Below are 18613 nucleotides of genomic sequence, written 5' to 3'. Positions count from 1 at the left end.
TGCTCCGTACTTCCATTTCCTTATGAGATATTAGACTCATAATCAGATAAGTTTTCTCCCTTCGAAGCTAATATTGTATGCATCTCTTCTTTATGTTCTTCCAACCCCTTTAGTAAACTTTTTACTAGTTCTATGTCTGCTGTAGTATACTTAGCTAATGGATCTATTCCTGGATGGTTGATAAAGTAGTCAAGATCTTCTAATGCACCTTCTAGCTCTTGCTTTTCTTTGGCTATACGTTTAAATATAAACTTGGCATCTTTCTTTTGCTCGTCAGGAAACCCTCTATTTGAATTACTTATTTCAGATAGGTCGTCTTTTAGATCTTGAATGTATCCCTTGATGCGTCGCATGTTTCCCTGCCTAGTTGCAGCTATAAAATATTGCCTTTTTCTAACACCTCCCTCCTGTTCTTCATCACGCCATAGTTGCTCTACTTCTTGCTGTATGGTTGCAATATTCTTATCCATTCTTTCTCTCCTTTCTTTTAACTCTGCTTCTCTATGTGCATCTTTAAGCCTTTCTTCGACAGAAGTAGCTTGGGTTTCTTTAAGTAGTGCTTCAGTACTAGCCTGGATTTTATGTATAGATTTCGCTACTTCTAGTTTAAATAGCAGTTTACACGACTTATTATTTTTAGTATTTCGCTTTACAATTTGTATGAATGCCTGTATAGTATCAAACTGTTCTAACTCTACAGTAGCATCTATGATACTTTCTGAAATGTCTGTCTCTTTTCCTTTTTGCAACTTTTCAAGCGTTTCTAATAGAGGAGCAAACTTTGTATTAACGAAGTTTTTATCTAATTGAGGATGCTGTTTACTATATTCTTCTATAGACTTTTTTACATCTTCTATCATAGCTTCTGTCACTTCTCCTCGTCCAATGTATTTGTTTGTACAGTCACATTTTACATATAAAATAGGTAATAGCAATAAGGCTATCAGCTTTAGAGTGTGGGTATGGCGGCTATGGATACACATATATCAATTACTTTAAGAAATTCTTATTTTTTATTCATACTTATGGGGTAAATCCCTTTTCTTGATATACAATATGGAACAAAGGTGGCTTCTCTCCAGCTAATACTACTTCAACACCTATAAAATCGTCGTCTCGGTTGGTTTGTCCAAACTGTATCTCAAACTCTGCTGTTAAATCATCAATATAAGCTTCTTCAACCTCAGTCTTTTACTTAATATAATTCTTGCTAGTACCCTCTCCTTATCGTGAATCTCCAAACTGGTCATTTATTCTATAGTAGCAGCATATGTCCCATCTTTATGAGAATTTTTATCATCAGAAAAAAGGAATTCTTTCTCGGTACTATAATCTATTCCTACTAATTGTTCAAAGACCAAACCATGCCCCATTAGCATTTAAATCCGTTTTTTTCTCTAATCTTTTATTTTTATTTTCCACTTTTCTGTTGTTCTTTTTGTTGTGCTTTTTTAACAGCTTCTTGCTGCCCTAGCTGCCCTTAATTCCTTTGCTAACTTAGCCCTGCTAGCATTCATCCTTGCTATAGCTAGGTTGGCCTTTAGTTCATATTTTAATCTTATATATTGTATATCGTCCATATATTGTTTATCCCCAGTAATAATATCCATAAATGCTTGTACTACTTTAGGTTTTCCTAACTCGGCAGCAGCATCTATTATATTGGATGGAATATCAGTTTCTTCTCCTTTTTGCAATTTTTTTAGAATTTCTAATAAGGGGCTAAACTGACTTCTAATAAAGTTAGAATATGATTGAGGTTTTCCTTTCATCTGCTCTTCTATAGCTGTTTCTACGTCCTCTATCATACCTGTAGTTATTTCTCCTTTGCTAATATATTTAGTAGCCACATAATCGTAGTTGCCACAACCACATGCTATATATAGAATAGACAAGATAAATAACACTATTGCTATTAATATATTTCTATAATTATTATTAAACATACATCAGTTGCTATATCAGTTTTCAATATGCTTCTATTTTAGGGTCGAACCCTTTTACTTGGTAGACAATATGAGGTAAAGGAGGTTTTTCACCAACTAATACTACTTCGATATCAATAAGATCATTGTAGCGGCTAGTTTGTTCAAATTGCATTTCAAATTCGCACCCTAAATCCTCAATATATTCTTCTTCGGCTTGCGTTCTTTTGCTTAATATAATTCTTACCAATACCTTTCTATCTTCATAAATTTCTAAAGAAACACTTTTGAAATTATCGTTAATATTACGGTGTAAGGCATCAGATAATTCACATACTTGTGCTTTCACTTCATATTCTTTTTTGTATTCTAGAGTCTTCATAATACTTCAGCTTTAGAAAATAATAGATATTCTAACCACTTATAAGAAGTTGGTAACCAGCATCCTCTATCTTTATTAAAATCTTCTTTGGATACAAACAATTTATGGAGATTTATACTAAGATTAGGTAAGTTTTCCTGTAGTTGAGATAAAATTCTTACTTCATCTTCTAATGTTGTATTGTGAATTAAAACTACTTGAATTATTAACTCTTTATCTTCAACAGTATAGCTTATATCCAATAAGTTTTTTGGAGCCTCTACTAAAAAGGCTCTTACTAAAGTGTATTTTAAACTTACCCTTTCTAAATATTCAGAACTATAACTATAAAAAGGCTTTAAGGACATAAAATATTATTTTAAATTCTAAAAAACGGCTTAAAATCTGGTTTGGTAGGCACTATACTAGGGTTAATAGTTCCTTTAATTGCAAATACATTTGTTCTCTGTCCAATTACCTTTTCCCGAACATTAACATGAGTGCCTGTTATACCATTAACTCGAAAAACTTGATGCCCTGCTTTAGAAACACCAATAAATTCTGCTTTACCAGCATGTATGGCATCTAAAACGGCTTGCGCATCCTCTAGACTATGCATAAACCCTTTTCCCTTTTCAGCTGTACCAGCTACATGTCGGGCCTGCTTTTGAATAGATATTCTTTTATTTAGAGATTTTAAAAATTTAGTGCATATCTTTTTTTCTCGTTTTTTTAACAAACCAATAAGCAAATTCTTCACCTTACCATGTACTACCTTTTTACCGGGTCCTATCAAAAATTTAAGTGCTTTACCAAAGGGTACAAAATCTAAACCTACTGTTAAAGCTAGGCCAGCCCATTCTTCTGGGGTTTCAGGCATAGGAACAGTCCCTAAAACTGATTTTATTAGCTCACTACCAGGTACACATAAGTCTAACAGGGTATTAAAAAATGTGAAATCGTAGCTCCACCCTCCATCTTACTGTTTATATTTGCACCGAATGAAATTAGCAATAGGGCTGATTCTATCTCTCCCTCCGTGAATGCTGCCATAAAAGGAGTAATATCTAATACTCCCTTTGCATTTACATCTACCCCTGCATTGACTAATAATTTAATTATTTCTGTATAGCCCCGCGCAGCTGCCATATGCAGTATCGTATTCCCATCTTTGTCTTTTACTTCTTTATCCGCTCCTGCATCTAGCAATAATTTTACTATCTCTATTTTATTCCAGAATATTGCCCTGAGTAAAGCAGTATTACCAAGACGATCTTTTGCTTCTTTATCTGCGCCCGCATCTAACAATAACTTTACTATCTCTACTTTATTCCAGAATATTGCATCGAGCAAAGCAGTATCACCATCTTTCCTTTTTACTTCTTTATCTGCTCCCGCATCTAACAATAATTTTACTATCTCTACTTTACCTCCTGTTACTGCTCTATGTAAGGCAGTATAACCAGAACTATCCGTCTCATCTAAACTTACCCCCCTAGCTATCAGCTGCTTAACCTACTCTATATTACCCCAGCTAACAGCATCATGCAAAGGTGTCCATCCCCCTCCCTTTATTCCACTATTCCCTATATATACATATCCTTTTCCATCTTTATCCTTTTCAGGTGGACATACATGTATATGATATTTATGCCATAGAGGATTATAACTAGCTAATTTGTTAATAGATATACCCAAACTATTATAGACCGGGAGATATGAAGCTCTACTGAATCCAGCAAAAAATTTATCCTTTACAATAGCTATATATTTAGTTCCTTGCCGAACAAACTTAATGGAATACCCATCTGCCGTGATGAAATAGGAGGGCTCTTCTGTAAGAATATCTGTTTCAAGCGCATTATCTATTAAGATTGGTATTTCCTCTTTTAGACTAACCTTATGCCTAGCAGCTGTTATGCTATCAGTGTAACCCTTTTTATGCTTTTTCTCATCTTTTAAAGTTTGCAACTTTTGTAAACGCGGTGCTAGTTGCTTATGTTGTGATATGCGTTGCGAGCACACAGATTTATTTTTTACTGGCAATAAAGATTCAGCTGTACGTTTAAGCTTATTTACTGGTACAGTTGGCTGCTTGCCAAACGGGCTACTATAATATTTAGTAGGCAAGGTAGCTGTACTAGTTGTAGAAGAAATTGGTTGCGTGGTACTAGTAGAGAACTTTTGTAAAGGAGTAATATTTTCTGAAGTTGCTATTAGTTTTAGATTAGTATCACCTGTACTATTAACTTGAATTTCAGATGTATGATTAGCTTGTGTAGGAAGGGACATAGCTTCTCTAGCTATATAGACATAACTTGCCCGCTCTTCACCATTTACTCTAACCACTATATGTATCAGTTGTGTTTGTTCAGCTGGAGTACTATTAAATAATGTTGCTAGGGCGTAGCCTGGTTCAAATACAACTGGTAATTGCTGGCTAGACAAATTCTCACCGGACGATGCAGCTTCTCTTATTTCTGCCCACCACTCACCAGCTACTTGTACAAACGTAATATACTTGCCATCAACTGTAACACATGGAGAACAATGCTCATCTTCAAATGTTTTATCTACCTGTTGTTCGTACGCACTCTTTTGGACCGGTACTGCTGCTGGTATTGATAAGTTAGGCCCGGTACAACTGGTTAACATATGGCTAATTAATATTATCCAAGCGGCAATTTGTTTACTGTAGTTGTAGCTATACATAACTTTATCTATTTAAATGGGAGTTCCTTTTAATTATTTTTATTTCAAATATGATTCGAATATCCTTTTTATCTCCGGCTTATCATTAGCTAAACTAAGAGGAGTTTCATCTAAGTCATTCTCATCCAGAATAGCTGAACTATCCTTTCTTGCTAAATAATCTGTGATTTGGGGTTGATCCTTCATTACTGCTTGATGTAGAGGAGTATTTCCTAATAGATCTTTTTGCTTTAATGGTAAGTATTTATATTCAACCATGTATGCAACTAGAAAAAGTTCACCCTTCATAATTGCAGTTTTGCAGTGTTCTAGTAGAACATCCATATCACTTTCATTAGCAGTTTGTGCTATTTTCTGTATTCTTGCTAGGTTATTTGAATCTTTTTTTTGCATACTCTAGTAAGTCTTTTTCGGGCTGCATTCCCGCTAGCTTGTCTTTTTGTCTTTGTATCTTATTATCAATTTCAAGTTTGTCAGCGTCAGATAAAGCTGATTGTTTTTTCCATTCTTCGAACATGCTTATATTAGCAGCTATTTGATTCTGCATACTGCGATAACTTGATTCAAGACTGTCCAACCCACCTGAAACTGAAAGATTCTCAATATCACTACGTATTGCTTTAACACATTCAGTATTCAAATTGTCCACATTCCTGCTTGTTTCCTCAACATCCTTCCATGCTTGATTCCTACATTTATTTTTAACTTCTTCTATGTACTTATCTATTTTATTAATTGTCTCTCTAGCATAACTTATTTTTTTGTTGTAAAATTTTATATCTTCTGCCCAAATAATTTTATCATCCTTTTGCACTTTTGCTTGGAAATTTTTATCACCTTCACCCATTTGGAAGTAAAGAAAGTAATTTGATTCCTTATGAGCATTTCTCCATTCTTCTAATTCATCTTTTGCATGAACAATTTCACCTCTATACTTACGGAGTTCTGCTAGAATCTTATCGAAATTCATATAACTTTTAGGACCTCTATCTACTTCCGTATTAATTACATCACTTACTTTTCTTAGCGCTTCTTCGCCAACTTTTTCCAGACAATTAGAGATAGTATTTAATTCTTCTCTTGCCCTCTTTCTTGCCTCTCTCTTTTGCATACACATATTAAATGCTTCTATTCCTGCTGATATAGCTCCAAGTAGGTCTCCGGTGAGTAATGTTGACACTACGCTTCCAGCTACAGATACAACCGTACATGCAAACCGTGCTATGCTACGTCCAATACTTTTAAGTTTACTCCACAACCCTCCCCCCTCCAATCCCATGGCTACCCCTGTATACACATATCCTTTCTTTTGTAACGCTTTTTCTGGGAATACGATATGTATAAGATTCTTTTGTATTTCTGACGAAGCAGTAAGTAAAGATTCTACCGTATGTATTATTTGTCGCTCTAATTGGCCTAGTGTTCTACCAGTAGGATAAAGAACCGGCAATGCTAGGGTACGTGAGAAACCAGGTGCAGAATTCTCATTGACAAGTGCTAGCCAATGATTGGCCTGTTGTACAAAGTTCACTTGATGCCCCGCACGTGTTCTAATAGCAGGTGTTAAGAATGGGTTATTTACATCAATGGCGTGAGTAAGCTGATGTAAAAATTGCTCCATACCTTTTTGAATAAGAGCTAATTGATAATACCCTTGCCTGCCACTCAATCGACTTCCCATATCAGGCAAGTACGATGGAATAAATGTTTGTGTATTTAACTGTTCAAAGACATATTTCCTATAAACGAAACAGGCAACTTAGGCATGGCTGTATCTGTTAAATCCTTATCTACTAATACTTCTCCTAATTTTATAGGTTCCATTTGAATTACTCCTTCTGCTTGGTTACACTTAGACGCTGCCTTCTTTGTACGCTGCCGTAAAGTATGTTGCTGGCGTACAGTAAAAGAAGCTCTTGACTGAGCAGCCATATTATTTCTTTTATGTTTTGATTCTGCAGTTGATACTCCTAGGCTTATTGGCATATATGCATTGTTAGTCATGACTCCCGGCTCATCTACAATAGCTTGAGTTTGAGAATATTCTAAATTATTTGATTGAGGTAGATCAAACGGATGTGTATTCTCTAATAGCAAGGGTTGAGAAACATTTTGCATAGTTGCACTATTTGACTCATAGCTTAAGGAGTGCTGGTCTTTTTTTCTTCCTATATACACATAGCCAGGCTGTTTAGAATTTACTTTACTAGGTATAATATGTACTAACTTTCTCTGCTTAGCTACTCTACAAGCAGCTACCTTTTCTAGGGTATAGCCAGACTCATAGTATACAGGCACCTTTATTAAATTGTCTTTTTCTAAGAAGATCTCTGTTAAACTCAAACTAGCCTGCCAAGTACCTTGCTCGTAAGAGAAATCTACAATCTGCCTATTAGCAGCCGTTAATACAAAATGAGGGCTTCTTGGTGTTTGAGGCACAGTCACATTATCTTCTATTAAATGGTGTTCCTGCTGATATTCATTTTTATTGATAGCCTGGTTTGAGCTAGGCAATCCTAGTGGAGTATTCTGACAGCTCATGAGTGTATGACTCAGCAGTAATATACAAGCAACAATACGTGTGGTGTAAGAGTACATGTTAATGTGTAGTTATTTAGTATCTATATCGTTTTATAATGTATAAATATTTAACATAGGTGTGTATATAAGTAAACTTTATTAACAATAGCAAAAATTTTATTGACTTATTAAGAAAATTTTTGTATTAGAATAAGCAGTAACTATATAATGTGCGGCCTTATTGACTTTATAACAGCTCGTTACTACTATTAGAAATATAGGAAATAGAAAGGTGGTATATTAAAAGAGGCAATTTTATATATACTTAATTATCCATTCTAGAAAAAGTAAAAGTAAATTAGCTGCTTCTTATATTCTTCTATACAAGCTAATTTCTTATCACAAAAAGATAACACATATTGCAAAAACCAAGGATTCAACCCATCTTTAAGCCTAGCAAAATTTCTATAAATAACACAGCCACATACCATGCATAGCTCTACGTATCAATCATATGATGAGATTATAAATAAATGCCAAGCCATCTTTGAAAAGAAAACTAAAGATTATGGTACAGCTTGGAGAATTTTACGCTTACCTTCTATTACCGATCAGATTATGATCAAAGCACAGAGGATTAGGACCATTCAAGAAAAAGGAGAAAAACGTGTAGCAGAAAATATTGATACAGAGCTTATTGGCATTATCAACTATAGCATTATAGCGCTTATACAACTTTCTTTACCAGCAGATGCTCCTTTAGAAATAACTTATGAAGAGCTTGCGCCTCACTATAATGAAGTAATACAAAAAACAAAAGCTCTGCTTGATGCAAAGAATCATGATTATGGAGAAGCTTGGCGAGATATGCGTTTGAGCTCTATTATAGACATTATTTTAATGAAACTATTACGAGTCAAACGTATAGAAGACAATCAGGGAAATACACTTATTTCAGAAGGTGTTATTCCTAATTATCAAGATATGATTAATTACTCAGTTTTTGCTTTATTAAAGTTATAGTATGAAGTTAAAACCTAGCTCTGTTAGCTATATCTTAAGGCTATTTGTTGGTACATTATTTTTATTTTCTGGTCTAATCAAGCTTAATGATCCAATAGGATTCTCCTTGACAATAGAAAATTACCTGCATAGCTTTGCCATAGACGTTAGTAGTATCTTCTTTAAATTTCTACCATATAGCTTACTGCTTGCCATAAACGTATGCCTGTTAGAAGTTGTGTTAGGACTAGCACTTTTCATTAACTTTCAAACAAAATGGATAATCCGAGCGTTATTTATTTTAACAGGCTTCTTTACTTTACTTACCTTGTATACTTTATGGCTCAAGCGTGTTGATAGCTGCGGGTGTTTGAGCGATGCTATACCACTTGCTCCTCGTCAATCATTTTTAAAAAACATATTTATACTCTTTGTACTTTATACAATCAATAAATATAACACTTCTAGCCAAAATCAATTTCCTTTATTTATGAATTTAGGAATCCTTATATTAGCTGCTATCTTTAGCACTTATATGGGCTGGTATACTTATCATAAGCTACCCATTATAGACTTTGGGAAGTATCCGGTAGGGACATCAATTTCAGCTGATAATCAACTAAAAGATTTAACTCAACTACAAACAGTAGACAGCCAAGGTAACTTATCAAATGGCGAGTTACCTCCTGGCTTTAGCAATCCTATGGCAAATAGCTTTATTGTTTGGGATGAAAACAAAGAAATAACAACAGAGCTATTACAAGGCACTAAACTTTTGTGTGTTATACAACGACTTACGAATTTAGATGAGCAATCAACATCAAAAATAACAGCACTTTCCAAGCAACTTCTTACCCACATAGAGCTGATATGGCTGCTTCCACTACATATTGATAAAGAAAGCCTTCCTACTGATATTAATGTCCGTTTGGCATGGGCTAATTCTGGGTTACTAAGCTCTATGATAAAAGCAAATATCGGATTTATACTGTTGCAAGATGGCATAGTGGTTGGCAAATGGTCTTATAAAAATTTACCCAAACTACAAAAGCATCTAGATGGGCTCGGTTTTACTAACAAAAGGCCTATTGAGAATTTTAAATAATAATCTAATAAGCCTTTCAATCAATTTGCTATTCTATTAAAGCAAAGGAGGGGTACAATTTACCCATATAAACATAAACCAAATATATTGAACTATTAACATGACCTATACCCGCACATCTATCTGGTTTTTGTATATAGTTGTGCTATTACATGGATATATTACTTACGCAGAAAACAATGAGAAAGTAAGCAACAACCCACCCTTACTACGCCTGCATATCCATACACTTAGTTTTATCAAAAACAATGAATATTTCAATCCCATTGTAGAGGGACATACGTTAGCTGGGCATCATATACATCCTTATATAAAGTATATAGCTTCAGAGGGCATTACCACGTCATTTGGCCTCTTCACCTGGCGAAACTGGGCTGAACCTCAATTATTTTCTCTTATTGTACCTACTTTTAGGTTACAATATCAACAGCGGGCTACTACTTTCGTAATAGGCCATCTACGTGGAGATAATTTCCATCGACTCATCGAGCCTTTATATGATATAGAAAGGAGCTTGATAAATGGTCCAGAGACAGGGCTACAGATATATTACAACAACCAATATACCTTTTTAGATATCTGGCTCCATTGGCTTACACTTTTGAATAAACAAAACAATACACCAGAAGAGTTAGTAGCTGGGTTATCTTTTGGGCAAGTGCTAGGACACATTTCAGCAGCCACAATAAGAATCCCATTTCAACTAATGCTCTATCACCTAGGTGGGCAAGGCATAGTAATTAAAGATTTTAGTTTGTGGGTAGGCGCAATAGGAGGATGTATTGATTTCCAATTAAGTGAAAATAGCTTTTTTAAAAATATCTCTTTAAACAATTATTATATAACTAACCGATATGTTAAAAAAGTAGTACGTCCTTTTAAAACAGGGCATGCTTTTCTTAGTCAACTTATCTTTTACAACAATTGGTTTACACTTCAAGGTAGTTATTGGAATGGCTATGGATTTTCTTCTGAAAATTTAGGACATGCACTTTATCAATCCATCAATATTACTAACAAACAAGTAAATTATTGTGACAAGCATAGACATCTTATATTGCTACATCTATGCTTTCAACATAAGCTAACAAACAAACTTAAATTAATTTTACAGATAAATCCGTATTACGATATAACCCACCATCTGTTAGAACACGAGGCAGGTTTATATATAAGGTATAGCCCCTGTTTTAGCTTAGATACACCGGTTGAAGGTCATAATTAATAATAGTATACCGTAAGCAGAAGCCAAAAAAACTTATTTTTCTTGTGGTTAATTGCTATTTTTTTATTAATTTAAAAATCGTTGGGTTGATAAGTGGGGTATTAAAAAAGTGAAATTTAAAAATTGATAACTATGAAAAAAGACATATTATCGTTTGTAGCAGGCGTAACAACAGGAATTGTGTTAGGCTTATTGGTTAGAGACAAAGACAAAAAAATGATACAAGAAGCATTAGCTAACCAAATCAATCATTTACACAGAAGGTATGATGAGTTGAGTAAAGAAGGGAAAGAATTAGTCAGAGAAGGAATGGATAAAGTTAAAGATATGAAGAAAGATTATCTAAGCTAATCCAAACTTACTTACCAGTATTCCTGGCAAAAACCAATTTATCCAAATATACGGATTAAGTAATACAAAGTTACTTACCAACCAATTTGGGGATGTAGTCTATAATTAACGCTTATTGGGACAAAATTTATTGTAGTTGCCCCAATTAGTTTATACAATTATAAACTCATCCCCTTATTTTTTTAATAAGCTTAGGCATTAGCATTCGCCTCTTTTAATCATTTTACTTTCCATACATTGTTATACATTTAAATTTTATCCAAAGACATCCATCTATAAATTAGTATAGACAAGTAATGATTTTTATTCATAAGCTCAGTAATTTTAAAAAGGAAAGAATCTTTTATGCTATAGGACAATATTCTACTTAATAATAGCTTCTAGGCATCTTCTTCACCGCTTGGCACTTATAAAATTTATGGAATATAAAGATATGTTATGTCGAATGTAAGAGAAAAATGGTTATAAAGAAGTCTCAAGATGGCACAAAAGAAGCTAGCTTTGCCATGTGAAAATAGTGACTAGTAATCGCAATACTATTAAGAAGGCAACTATAACTTGGAATCACAGTTTTTCTAAGGACAAAAATTAATACTAATCCATCAATCACCAACCTTGGGCGTTTATCTCTATTGATTCATCACTGTTGGTTATTAATTTTACACCTAGACTTACGTCAGTAACATAACCTATTACATGTATGTTAGGGTGTTTTTCTATTTTAGGAAGCTCGCTTTGTGGGATAGTAAACAACAATTCATAATCTTCGCCGCCATGCAATGCACATAACGTGGATGAAAGATGAAGCGCCTCAGCAGTCTCATAAGTTTTCTGGTTAATAGGTAATTTATTCTCATAAATAGTAATCCCTACGCCAGAAACTTTGTTGATATGCAATAGCCCAGAAGCTAATCCACCTGAAATATCAATCATACTAGAGGGAAGTATATTTTCTTGGTCAAATAGCTGTATTATTTCGGTACGCGCCTCTGGTTTTAGCTGCCTTTCTATAAGATGTTGATAAGGTTCTAGCTTTGGCTGCATATGAGGATCTACCTCAAATATCTTTTTTTCTCTGTTTAATATTTGCAGTCCCAAATAAGCTGCCCCCAGGTCACCTGTTACGCAAACCAAATCATAAGGCTTAGCACCTTTTCTTAAACATAACTTTTCTTTGACTACCTTTCCTATAGCAGTAATAGAAAGAATTAATCCAGAAGTAGAAGAAGTTGTATCACCGCCTACTAGATCTACTTTGTAATGCTCGCAAGCTCTATAAATACCTTGATAAAGCTCCTGCACAGCTTCTAGGGTAAATCGATTACTGATAGCAATACTGACCGTTATCTGTTCAAGAGTACCATTCATAGCTATAATATCAGCCATGGTACCAACAACAGCTTTATAGCCTACATGCTTAAGGGGGCAATAAGTAAGATCAAAGGCTACCCCTTCCACCAACATATTTGTAGTAACCAGGATATAAAAATTACCTGTATCAATTACAGCAGCATCATCTCCAATTCCATGAATGGAAGTTGGATGATGAAGTTTAAAGTTTTCTGTAATAGTTTCAATAAGTTTAAATTTACCTAAATCTTTAAGTTCTGTTCGGGATGTAGACATGTTATGGAGGTACTTATTACACTAAAGATATAAAGTGTAACAACTTAAGGTTAACCGTATGGTTTTGTGGAGAATATCGGATTCGAACCGATGACCCTCTGCGTGCAAGGCAGATGCTCTGGCCAGCTGAGCTAATTCCCCAAAAATTGATAAATGCTTATCTTTCTCTTCCTTGGCTTCAAAGATATTCACTAAGTAGGAAAAAGACAAAATTTAGTAGCTATAAAATATCACTTCGACACATTTTGTAATTCTTTACCTTAATCCTTGAAGATTATATATTATAATAGCAACACTTAATTATGCTTGCTGTGTATTGCTGCTATCAATAGTCAAGTACTGTAAATCTCCTTTATCCCTTACTAAGCTTAGCTAAATTTTCATAGAAGCTAATTACTGTACTTATTCCTTTAGAAAAAGCAGTTAAACTAAAATGCTCATTAGGTGAGTGAATAGCATCTGAATCAAGACTAAAACCCATAAGAATAATATCACATCCGAGCTTTTCTCTAAACTTTGCTATAATAGGGATACTACCCCCTTCTCTAGTAGCAAGCGGGCGTTTTCCCCAAACAGTTTCAAAAGCATTTTGGGCAGCTTGGAAAGCTGTTGAGTCTTGACTTAATACAATAGCATTACAGCCACCATGTTCGAGTTTGATTTGTATTTTTGTGCCTTTAGGTGCTAAAGAAGAAAAATACTTGGTAAATGCTTCAGCTACCTCATTGGCGTCCTGGTTAGGAACAAGGCGCATAGATAATTTAGCGTGTGCCTGGTCAGGAAGCACTGTTTTAGCACCTTTCCCTATATATCCTCCCCATATACCATGAATATCCAATGAAGGCCTAATTCCTACTCGCTCTAAGGTAGTATATCCCTCCTCACCTATCACTTCGTCAATACCAATACTTTGTTGATAACATAATAAATCAAAAGGCACCTTGTTAAGCTCTGTACGTTCTGCATCTGTCAGATTAGGCACCTTGTCATAAAATCCAGGAATGGTAATATGCCTATTTTCGTCATGTAAGGTGGCTAACATTTTACAAAGTATGTTTATAGGGTTGCCTACGGCACCCCCATAAACACCTGAATGTAAATCCCTATTAGGACCTGTGAGGGTTACTTCAAAATATATAATACCCCGGAGACCGGTTGTAAGTGAAGGCTGGTCGATTGACAGTATGGTAGTATCAGATACCAATATAGCATCTGCTTGTATAAGGTCATGATTGTATGGATTTTCCAAAAATGCTGTTAAACCTTCGGAACCCTTTTCCTCTTCTCCTTCTATTAAAAACTTAACATTACAAGACAGAGACTGGGTAGCTACCATGGTTTCTAATGCCTTAACATGTATGTAAACTTGTCCTTTGTCGTCCGCAGCTCCTCTAGCAAAAATTTTGTTATCCTTGATAACAGGTTCAAAAGGTTCTGATTCCCATAATTCATAAGGATCAGCAGGTTGTACATCATAATGACCATATACTAACACAGTAGGTAGTTGGGGGTGTACTATTTTCTCGCCATAAACCAAGGGATGTCCAGTGGTTTCTATTAACCAAGCTTTATCTACCCCTGCAGCCAGAAGCCTATCTTTTACAAAATTGGCTGCTTTCTTTATATCAACTGTATGCTCAGGTAGAGTACTGATAGAAGGTATACGTAAGAATTCAATAAGTTCTTCTATAAATCGGCTTGTATGGATTGCTATATATTCCCTATTGTTTGCCATAAGGTTTGTTAAATTAAATGTTGATTAAGCGAACGAACGTGGATGAAGTTAGCTATTCTTGCTAATATATTAATAAACTCATTTATTAATATTATTTTAAAATGCTATGTGAATTTCTAATAGAAATGAGACATTTCTTAATAGCTATAGGAGTAACATCTACCTATGGGTTACTAACTTAAACAGATTACCTTCTTTTACCAGTTGATGGGTGTTAGGCCATGCTCAACTAGATATGCATTTGCCTTGCTAAAATGCTTATTGCCAAAAAAGCCTCGATCTGCAGCATAAGGCGATGGGTGGGCAGATTTTAATACTAAATGCTTACTAGTATCAATCAGCACTTCCTTTTTTTGTGCGTAGTTTCCCCATAGCATAAACACTAAATGTTGCTTATGTTGTGACAAGATAGAAATAATTGTATCAGTAAAGGTTTCCCATCCTTTGTTTTGATGAGAACCTGGCTGCTTTTCTCGTACCGTTAAGGTGGCATTTAGTAACAATACACCTTGCTGCGCCCACCGCGTCAAATCACCATTGGTTGGCACAGGATGTCCTAAGTCACTCTCGATCTCTTTAAAAATATTGACTAAAGAAGGCGGCATGCGAACTTCTTTGCCTACAGAAAAACTTAGTCCATTTGCCTGCTTGAACCCATGGTAAGGATCTTGACCTAAGATAACAACCTTAGTATTATCAAAGCTACATAGCTCAAATGCATTAAATATTTGCTTGGCAGGTGGGTAGATAGTATTAGATTTGTATTCTGCTTTTACAAAAGCTGCCAGCTGCTCGAAATAGGGCTTGTTAAATTCTTCTTCTAAGTATGGTTTCCATGAAGGAGCTATGTTAACTTGCATAATATATGAAAAGTTAAATTCAATAATGCAATAAAATTATTGACTTTAGCTTAAATTTTACTAATTTCGTCGAGGTATTTACAAAGCCATTTACAAATCCAATACGCATGAAGTTAAAAAATTATGAAACGGTATTTGTTTTGACGCCCGTATTGACTAGTGAGCAAACTGAAGGTACTATTACCAAGTTTAGAAATTTCCTCTTGGAAAAAGAAGTAGAAATAGTACATGAAGAAGCAATCGGGTTGAAAAAACTAGCTTATCCTATTCAACATAAAAATACAGGAATATACCACCTGATAGAGTTTAAAGCGAAACCAGAGGTAATTGCTACCTTGGAGATTGCTTATAAACGTGATGAAAACATTATCCGCTTTTTGACTTTTGTATTGGATAAAGACGGTATCGAATACAATGAACAAAAGAGAAATGGAACGCTACAATTAAAAAAACATATTGAATTTGAACCTAAGAAGGAGGTGATAGCATGACCTTAATAAATGAATCAATAGGCAGAAGACATACTAAAAAGAAATATTGCCGATTTAAGAAACTTGGTATTAAGTATGTAGATTATAAAAATCTAGACTTTTTATTTAGGTTTTTAAATGAGCAGGGGAAGATACTTCCACGCCGTATTTCTGGTAACAGCCTCAAATATCAAAAGAAAGTAGCACAAGCAATAAAACGTGCTAGGCATTTGGCTTTATTGCCTTATGTAACTGATAATCTTAAGTAGCTATTAGCCTTAATAAGATGGAAATAATATTAAAACAAGATTTTAAAGGATTAGGATATAAAAATGAAATAGTAAAAGTCAAACCAGGCTATGCTAGAAATTATCTTATTCCACAAGGATTTGCATTAGTTGCTAATGAGACCAACAAAAAGATAGCACAAGAAAATGCTAAACAAATGGCTCATAAAATGGCAAAACGTAAACAAGATGCAGAATCTATAGCCAATAGACTAAGTCAGCTTGCTATAAAAATAAAGGCAAAAGTAGGGGAGAAAGGAAAAATATTTGGAGCTATTACCCCTATTCAAATAGCAGATGCCTTAAAAGAACAAACTGGGTATATAGCAGATCGTAGAGATATCAGTTTTGAAAAGCCTATCAAGACACTAGGTACTCACAAAGCAATTATAAAATTGCATAAGGAAGTAGTACTTACCTTATCATTTGAAGTAATAGCAGAAGAATAACCTATAGTCTGGTTTTATAAACTTGCTTCAATAATTTATTATCATATGGCGTAACACAAGAAAAGTTTACGCCATATTTTATTTAGAAATATTATAGGTTATCCTATAACAGTTCTTGTTTATACTAACAAAAAACTACTTTTTTACCAAACTTTGATACGCAACTGTTTATGTATCTATATGATTAATCTTCTTATAACCTTCAGTTAATAAATCAATTTACTTTACCTACTTACCGCATCTAAACCTTTGTTCTAATAGATTACTTCTTGATATACCAGCAATTTTTAGAATATTTTAACAACTTTTGATAATACTTATTACAGAAGCATTCTTATACTTTACTTTACTACATTCCAGCAAGAGGATCATTTAACGAGAATATATTATATATATGGAATTATACACTAGTCTAATAAGCTACAATTACTTAAGTACTTAAGCTACATAATGTGATATACGAACATAAATTCTATGGAATTTAGCTATGTATTCTTTGTACTGTGTTGGCTTGGGTAGGAATTCGCCTGTATAAAAAATTAGAATGCTATATGTTTTTCACGTCATTAGTCTTAGGAATTAGTATCCGTCATATCAACTTAGTAGGCATAGCTAATATAGGTTGCTTAGCAATAGCCATGTACTTATTACGCTTTTTCCTATTCCATTTATCTCACAAACTACTATTATATCTTGCTATTTACTTATTCTTCTTAGGATTTCCTATGCACCTTTTGCCTAGTCTCCATAATTGGAAAAACTTTAGATACCACACATCTATCTAAAAATGCTATTCCTTATACTATGTATTTAAATGTAGAAAAGCCAGTTTATATTTTCCTTTTCTTATATTTCTACAAACAGACAGCTATTACTGATTATAATTGGGATAGAACCTTAAAGTAGACCGCTATCTCTCTTATGGTTTGTATTACCTTGTTATTAGTGGGCAACTATATATATAGGCTAGTGGCGTGGAATCCTAAAATACCTTCTAGTTCAATAACTACTATTATACTACTTGACACTACCTTAAAAGAAGAAATATTTTTTAGAGGCTACTTACAAAAGAACTTTATTCACTTTTTCCTTTTTTCTAAAATTTGTACCTTGGATAAGTTATCTACTAGCCTCTATATTGTTTGGCACATTACATTTACCTGCGTGCACACCTATGACTACCTTGGCTAGCATAGGTTATGGAACAAAATATGCAAAAACAAATACAATAGAAGCTGCTACCCTAACACATTTTGGAGTCAATATTTTACATTTCTTGTTCTTTTCTTACCTTATGGTGACAGCAAATTTATAAAAAATGCAAAGGTTATGCTTTACTTTATAAATAAGTTAGGCTTGCTTAGTAATCATGTTTAAGCTATCTGCTATAAATAACATATAGATTAAAGTGAATTGGAAATAAAATATTCATCTACTGGGCAATTTTATGGATAAATTTAAACTTATAAGTCCAAATTTTAAAAATGAAGGGTATATACCTAGCATCTTTACTTGTGATGGAGACAACATATCGCCAACCTTACATTGGAAAGATGCTCCAAAAGAAACTCAGTCATTTGTTCTGATTATGGAAGATCCAGATGCACCTAAAGGAACTTGGTACCATTGGCTTCTATTTAATATTCCTTCTCACCTGCATAAAATACCAGAGGCAGTTGAACAGCTCCCAGAAGGCATAAAAATTGGAGCAAACAGTTGGGGTAAATTAGCATATGGAGGTCCTTGTCCACCTACTGGCGAGCATCGTTATTTTTTTACTTTATATGCATTAGATTACTTTTTACCTTTAAATGATGGCGCCAGCTATCAAAATATAAAAGAAGGTATGGAAGGACATATTTTAGAACAAGCACAACTTATAGGGAAGTATGAAAGAGAATATGATTGGATGTAAATAATTTATAATTATAATATAAGGACAAACGACTTAGCCAAATTAGTGAAGTAATACTGATTTTGGTGCA

The 18613-nt window shown here is 34.2% G+C and carries 22 protein-coding genes, 1 tRNA gene and 1 pseudogene; 9 read left to right on the top strand and 15 right to left on the bottom strand.

Annotated features, from left to right (window positions below; all coding sequences use genetic code 11):
* Positions 1-20: 20 nt before the first annotated feature.
* The 11 genes from AASI_RS02120 to AASI_RS02080 all read right to left on the bottom strand — a co-directional run bounded on the left by AASI_RS02120 (position 21) and on the right by AASI_RS02080 (position 7596).
* Positions 21-983 (bottom strand): hypothetical protein, encoded by a 963-nt coding sequence (locus AASI_RS02120; RefSeq protein WP_012472596.1) that lies wholly within the window; start codon positions 981-983, stop codon positions 21-23.
* Between the two features lie 267 nt (positions 984-1250).
* Positions 1251-1373, bottom strand: coding sequence for a hypothetical protein (locus AASI_RS09180; protein WP_262481532.1), 123 nt, complete (start codon positions 1371-1373; stop codon positions 1251-1253).
* 78 nt (positions 1374-1451) lie between these two features.
* Positions 1452-1946, bottom strand: a complete 495-nt coding sequence (locus AASI_RS02115) for a hypothetical protein (RefSeq protein WP_012472595.1) — start codon at positions 1944-1946, stop codon at positions 1452-1454.
* 22 nt (positions 1947-1968) lie between these two features.
* The gene (locus tag AASI_RS02110) at positions 1969-2307 is read right to left on the bottom strand and encodes a hypothetical protein (RefSeq protein ID WP_012472594.1); all 339 of its coding nucleotides are present in this window, start codon (positions 2305-2307) and stop codon (positions 1969-1971) included.
* Positions 2304-2654, bottom strand: a complete 351-nt coding sequence (locus tag AASI_RS02105; protein ID WP_012472593.1) for a hypothetical protein — start codon at positions 2652-2654, stop codon at positions 2304-2306. Before AASI_RS02105 ends, AASI_RS02110 begins: the two co-directional genes overlap by 4 nt.
* A gap of 11 nt (positions 2655-2665) precedes the next feature.
* Positions 2666-3166, bottom strand: a complete 501-nt coding sequence (locus AASI_RS02100; protein WP_012472592.1) for a hypothetical protein — start codon at positions 3164-3166, stop codon at positions 2666-2668.
* 53 nt (positions 3167-3219) lie between these two features.
* A complete protein-coding gene (locus AASI_RS02095) occupies positions 3220-3789 on the bottom strand; it encodes an ankyrin repeat domain-containing protein (protein ID WP_238541605.1) in 570 nt (189 codons plus the stop codon).
* 12 nt (positions 3790-3801) lie between these two features.
* Positions 3802-4941: a hypothetical protein gene (locus AASI_RS07545; protein ID WP_148204917.1), complete on the bottom strand. Its 1140-nt coding sequence runs from the start codon at positions 4939-4941 to the stop codon at positions 3802-3804.
* Positions 4942-5037: 96 nt separating this feature from the next.
* Positions 5038-5391, bottom strand: a complete 354-nt coding sequence (locus AASI_RS02090; protein WP_012472589.1) for an ankyrin repeat domain-containing protein — start codon at positions 5389-5391, stop codon at positions 5038-5040.
* A complete protein-coding gene (locus AASI_RS02085; protein ID WP_044282746.1) occupies positions 5369-6679 on the bottom strand; it encodes a hypothetical protein in 1311 nt (436 codons plus the stop codon). Before AASI_RS02085 ends, AASI_RS02090 begins: the two co-directional genes overlap by 23 nt.
* 35 nt (positions 6680-6714) lie before the next feature.
* Complete coding sequence (locus AASI_RS02080) at positions 6715-7596, bottom strand: hypothetical protein (RefSeq protein WP_148204916.1); 882 nt, start codon at positions 7594-7596, stop codon at positions 6715-6717.
* A 411-nt stretch (positions 7597-8007) separates the two neighbouring features.
* Between AASI_RS02080 and AASI_RS02075 the strand changes: the two genes are divergently transcribed.
* The 4 genes from AASI_RS02075 to AASI_RS02060 all read left to right on the top strand — a co-directional run bounded on the left by AASI_RS02075 (position 8008) and on the right by AASI_RS02060 (position 11201).
* Positions 8008-8541, top strand: coding sequence for a DUF1599 domain-containing protein (locus AASI_RS02075; RefSeq protein ID WP_012472585.1), 534 nt, complete (start codon positions 8008-8010; stop codon positions 8539-8541).
* A gap of 1 nt (position 8542) precedes the next feature.
* Positions 8543-9625: a DoxX family protein gene (locus tag AASI_RS07540; protein WP_012472584.1), complete on the top strand. Its 1083-nt coding sequence runs from the start codon at positions 8543-8545 to the stop codon at positions 9623-9625.
* 100 nt (positions 9626-9725) lie between these two features.
* Positions 9726-10850 (top strand): hypothetical protein, encoded by a 1125-nt coding sequence (locus AASI_RS02065; RefSeq protein ID WP_012472583.1) that lies wholly within the window; start codon positions 9726-9728, stop codon positions 10848-10850.
* A gap of 132 nt (positions 10851-10982) precedes the next feature.
* Entirely contained in the window at positions 10983-11201 is a 219-nt protein-coding gene (locus AASI_RS02060; protein WP_012472582.1) for a hypothetical protein, read from the top strand.
* A 606-nt stretch (positions 11202-11807) separates the two neighbouring features.
* Here AASI_RS02060 and thiL read toward each other — a convergent pair.
* The 4 genes from thiL to ung all read right to left on the bottom strand — a co-directional run bounded on the left by thiL (position 11808) and on the right by ung (position 15422).
* A complete protein-coding gene (gene thiL / locus AASI_RS02055; protein ID WP_012472581.1) occupies positions 11808-12827 on the bottom strand; it encodes a thiamine-phosphate kinase in 1020 nt (339 codons plus the stop codon).
* Between the two features lie 67 nt (positions 12828-12894).
* Positions 12895-12968 (bottom strand) — tRNA-Ala (locus AASI_RS02050).
* Between the two features lie 211 nt (positions 12969-13179).
* Entirely contained in the window at positions 13180-14562 is a 1383-nt protein-coding gene (locus tag AASI_RS02045; protein ID WP_012472580.1) for a dipeptidase, read from the bottom strand.
* A 197-nt stretch (positions 14563-14759) separates the two neighbouring features.
* Positions 14760-15422: a uracil-DNA glycosylase gene (gene ung, locus AASI_RS02040; protein WP_012472579.1), complete on the bottom strand. Its 663-nt coding sequence runs from the start codon at positions 15420-15422 to the stop codon at positions 14760-14762.
* A 107-nt stretch (positions 15423-15529) separates the two neighbouring features.
* Between ung and rpsF the strand changes: the two genes are divergently transcribed.
* From rpsF to AASI_RS02015, 5 genes and pseudogenes are all read left to right on the top strand, one after another.
* Positions 15530-15913, top strand: a complete 384-nt coding sequence (gene rpsF / locus AASI_RS02035) for a 30S ribosomal protein S6 (protein WP_012472578.1) — start codon at positions 15530-15532, stop codon at positions 15911-15913.
* On the top strand, positions 15910-16161 hold the full coding sequence (rpsR, locus tag AASI_RS02030; RefSeq protein WP_012472577.1) for a 30S ribosomal protein S18: 252 nt from the start codon (positions 15910-15912) through the stop codon (positions 16159-16161). Before rpsF ends, rpsR begins: the two co-directional genes overlap by 4 nt.
* Positions 16162-16178: 17 nt before the next feature.
* Positions 16179-16628 (top strand): 50S ribosomal protein L9, encoded by a 450-nt coding sequence (gene rplI, locus AASI_RS02025; protein ID WP_012472576.1) that lies wholly within the window; start codon positions 16179-16181, stop codon positions 16626-16628.
* Positions 16629-17724: 1096 nt separating this feature from the next.
* Positions 17725-17943: pseudogene (locus AASI_RS09280) on the top strand (CPBP family glutamic-type intramembrane protease); the annotation flags it as partial.
* Between the two features lie 132 nt (positions 17944-18075).
* The gene (locus AASI_RS02015; protein WP_012472574.1) at positions 18076-18543 is read left to right on the top strand and encodes a YbhB/YbcL family Raf kinase inhibitor-like protein; all 468 of its coding nucleotides are present in this window, start codon (positions 18076-18078) and stop codon (positions 18541-18543) included.
* Positions 18544-18613: the final 70 nt, after the last annotated feature.

The organism is Candidatus Amoebophilus asiaticus 5a2 (assembly GCF_000020565.1).
Lineage (GTDB): Bacteria > Bacteroidota > Bacteroidia > Cytophagales > Amoebophilaceae > Amoebophilus > Amoebophilus asiaticus.
Note: the sequence above shows the minus strand (reverse complement) of the source record. Positions and strands in the feature narration are given on the sequence as shown.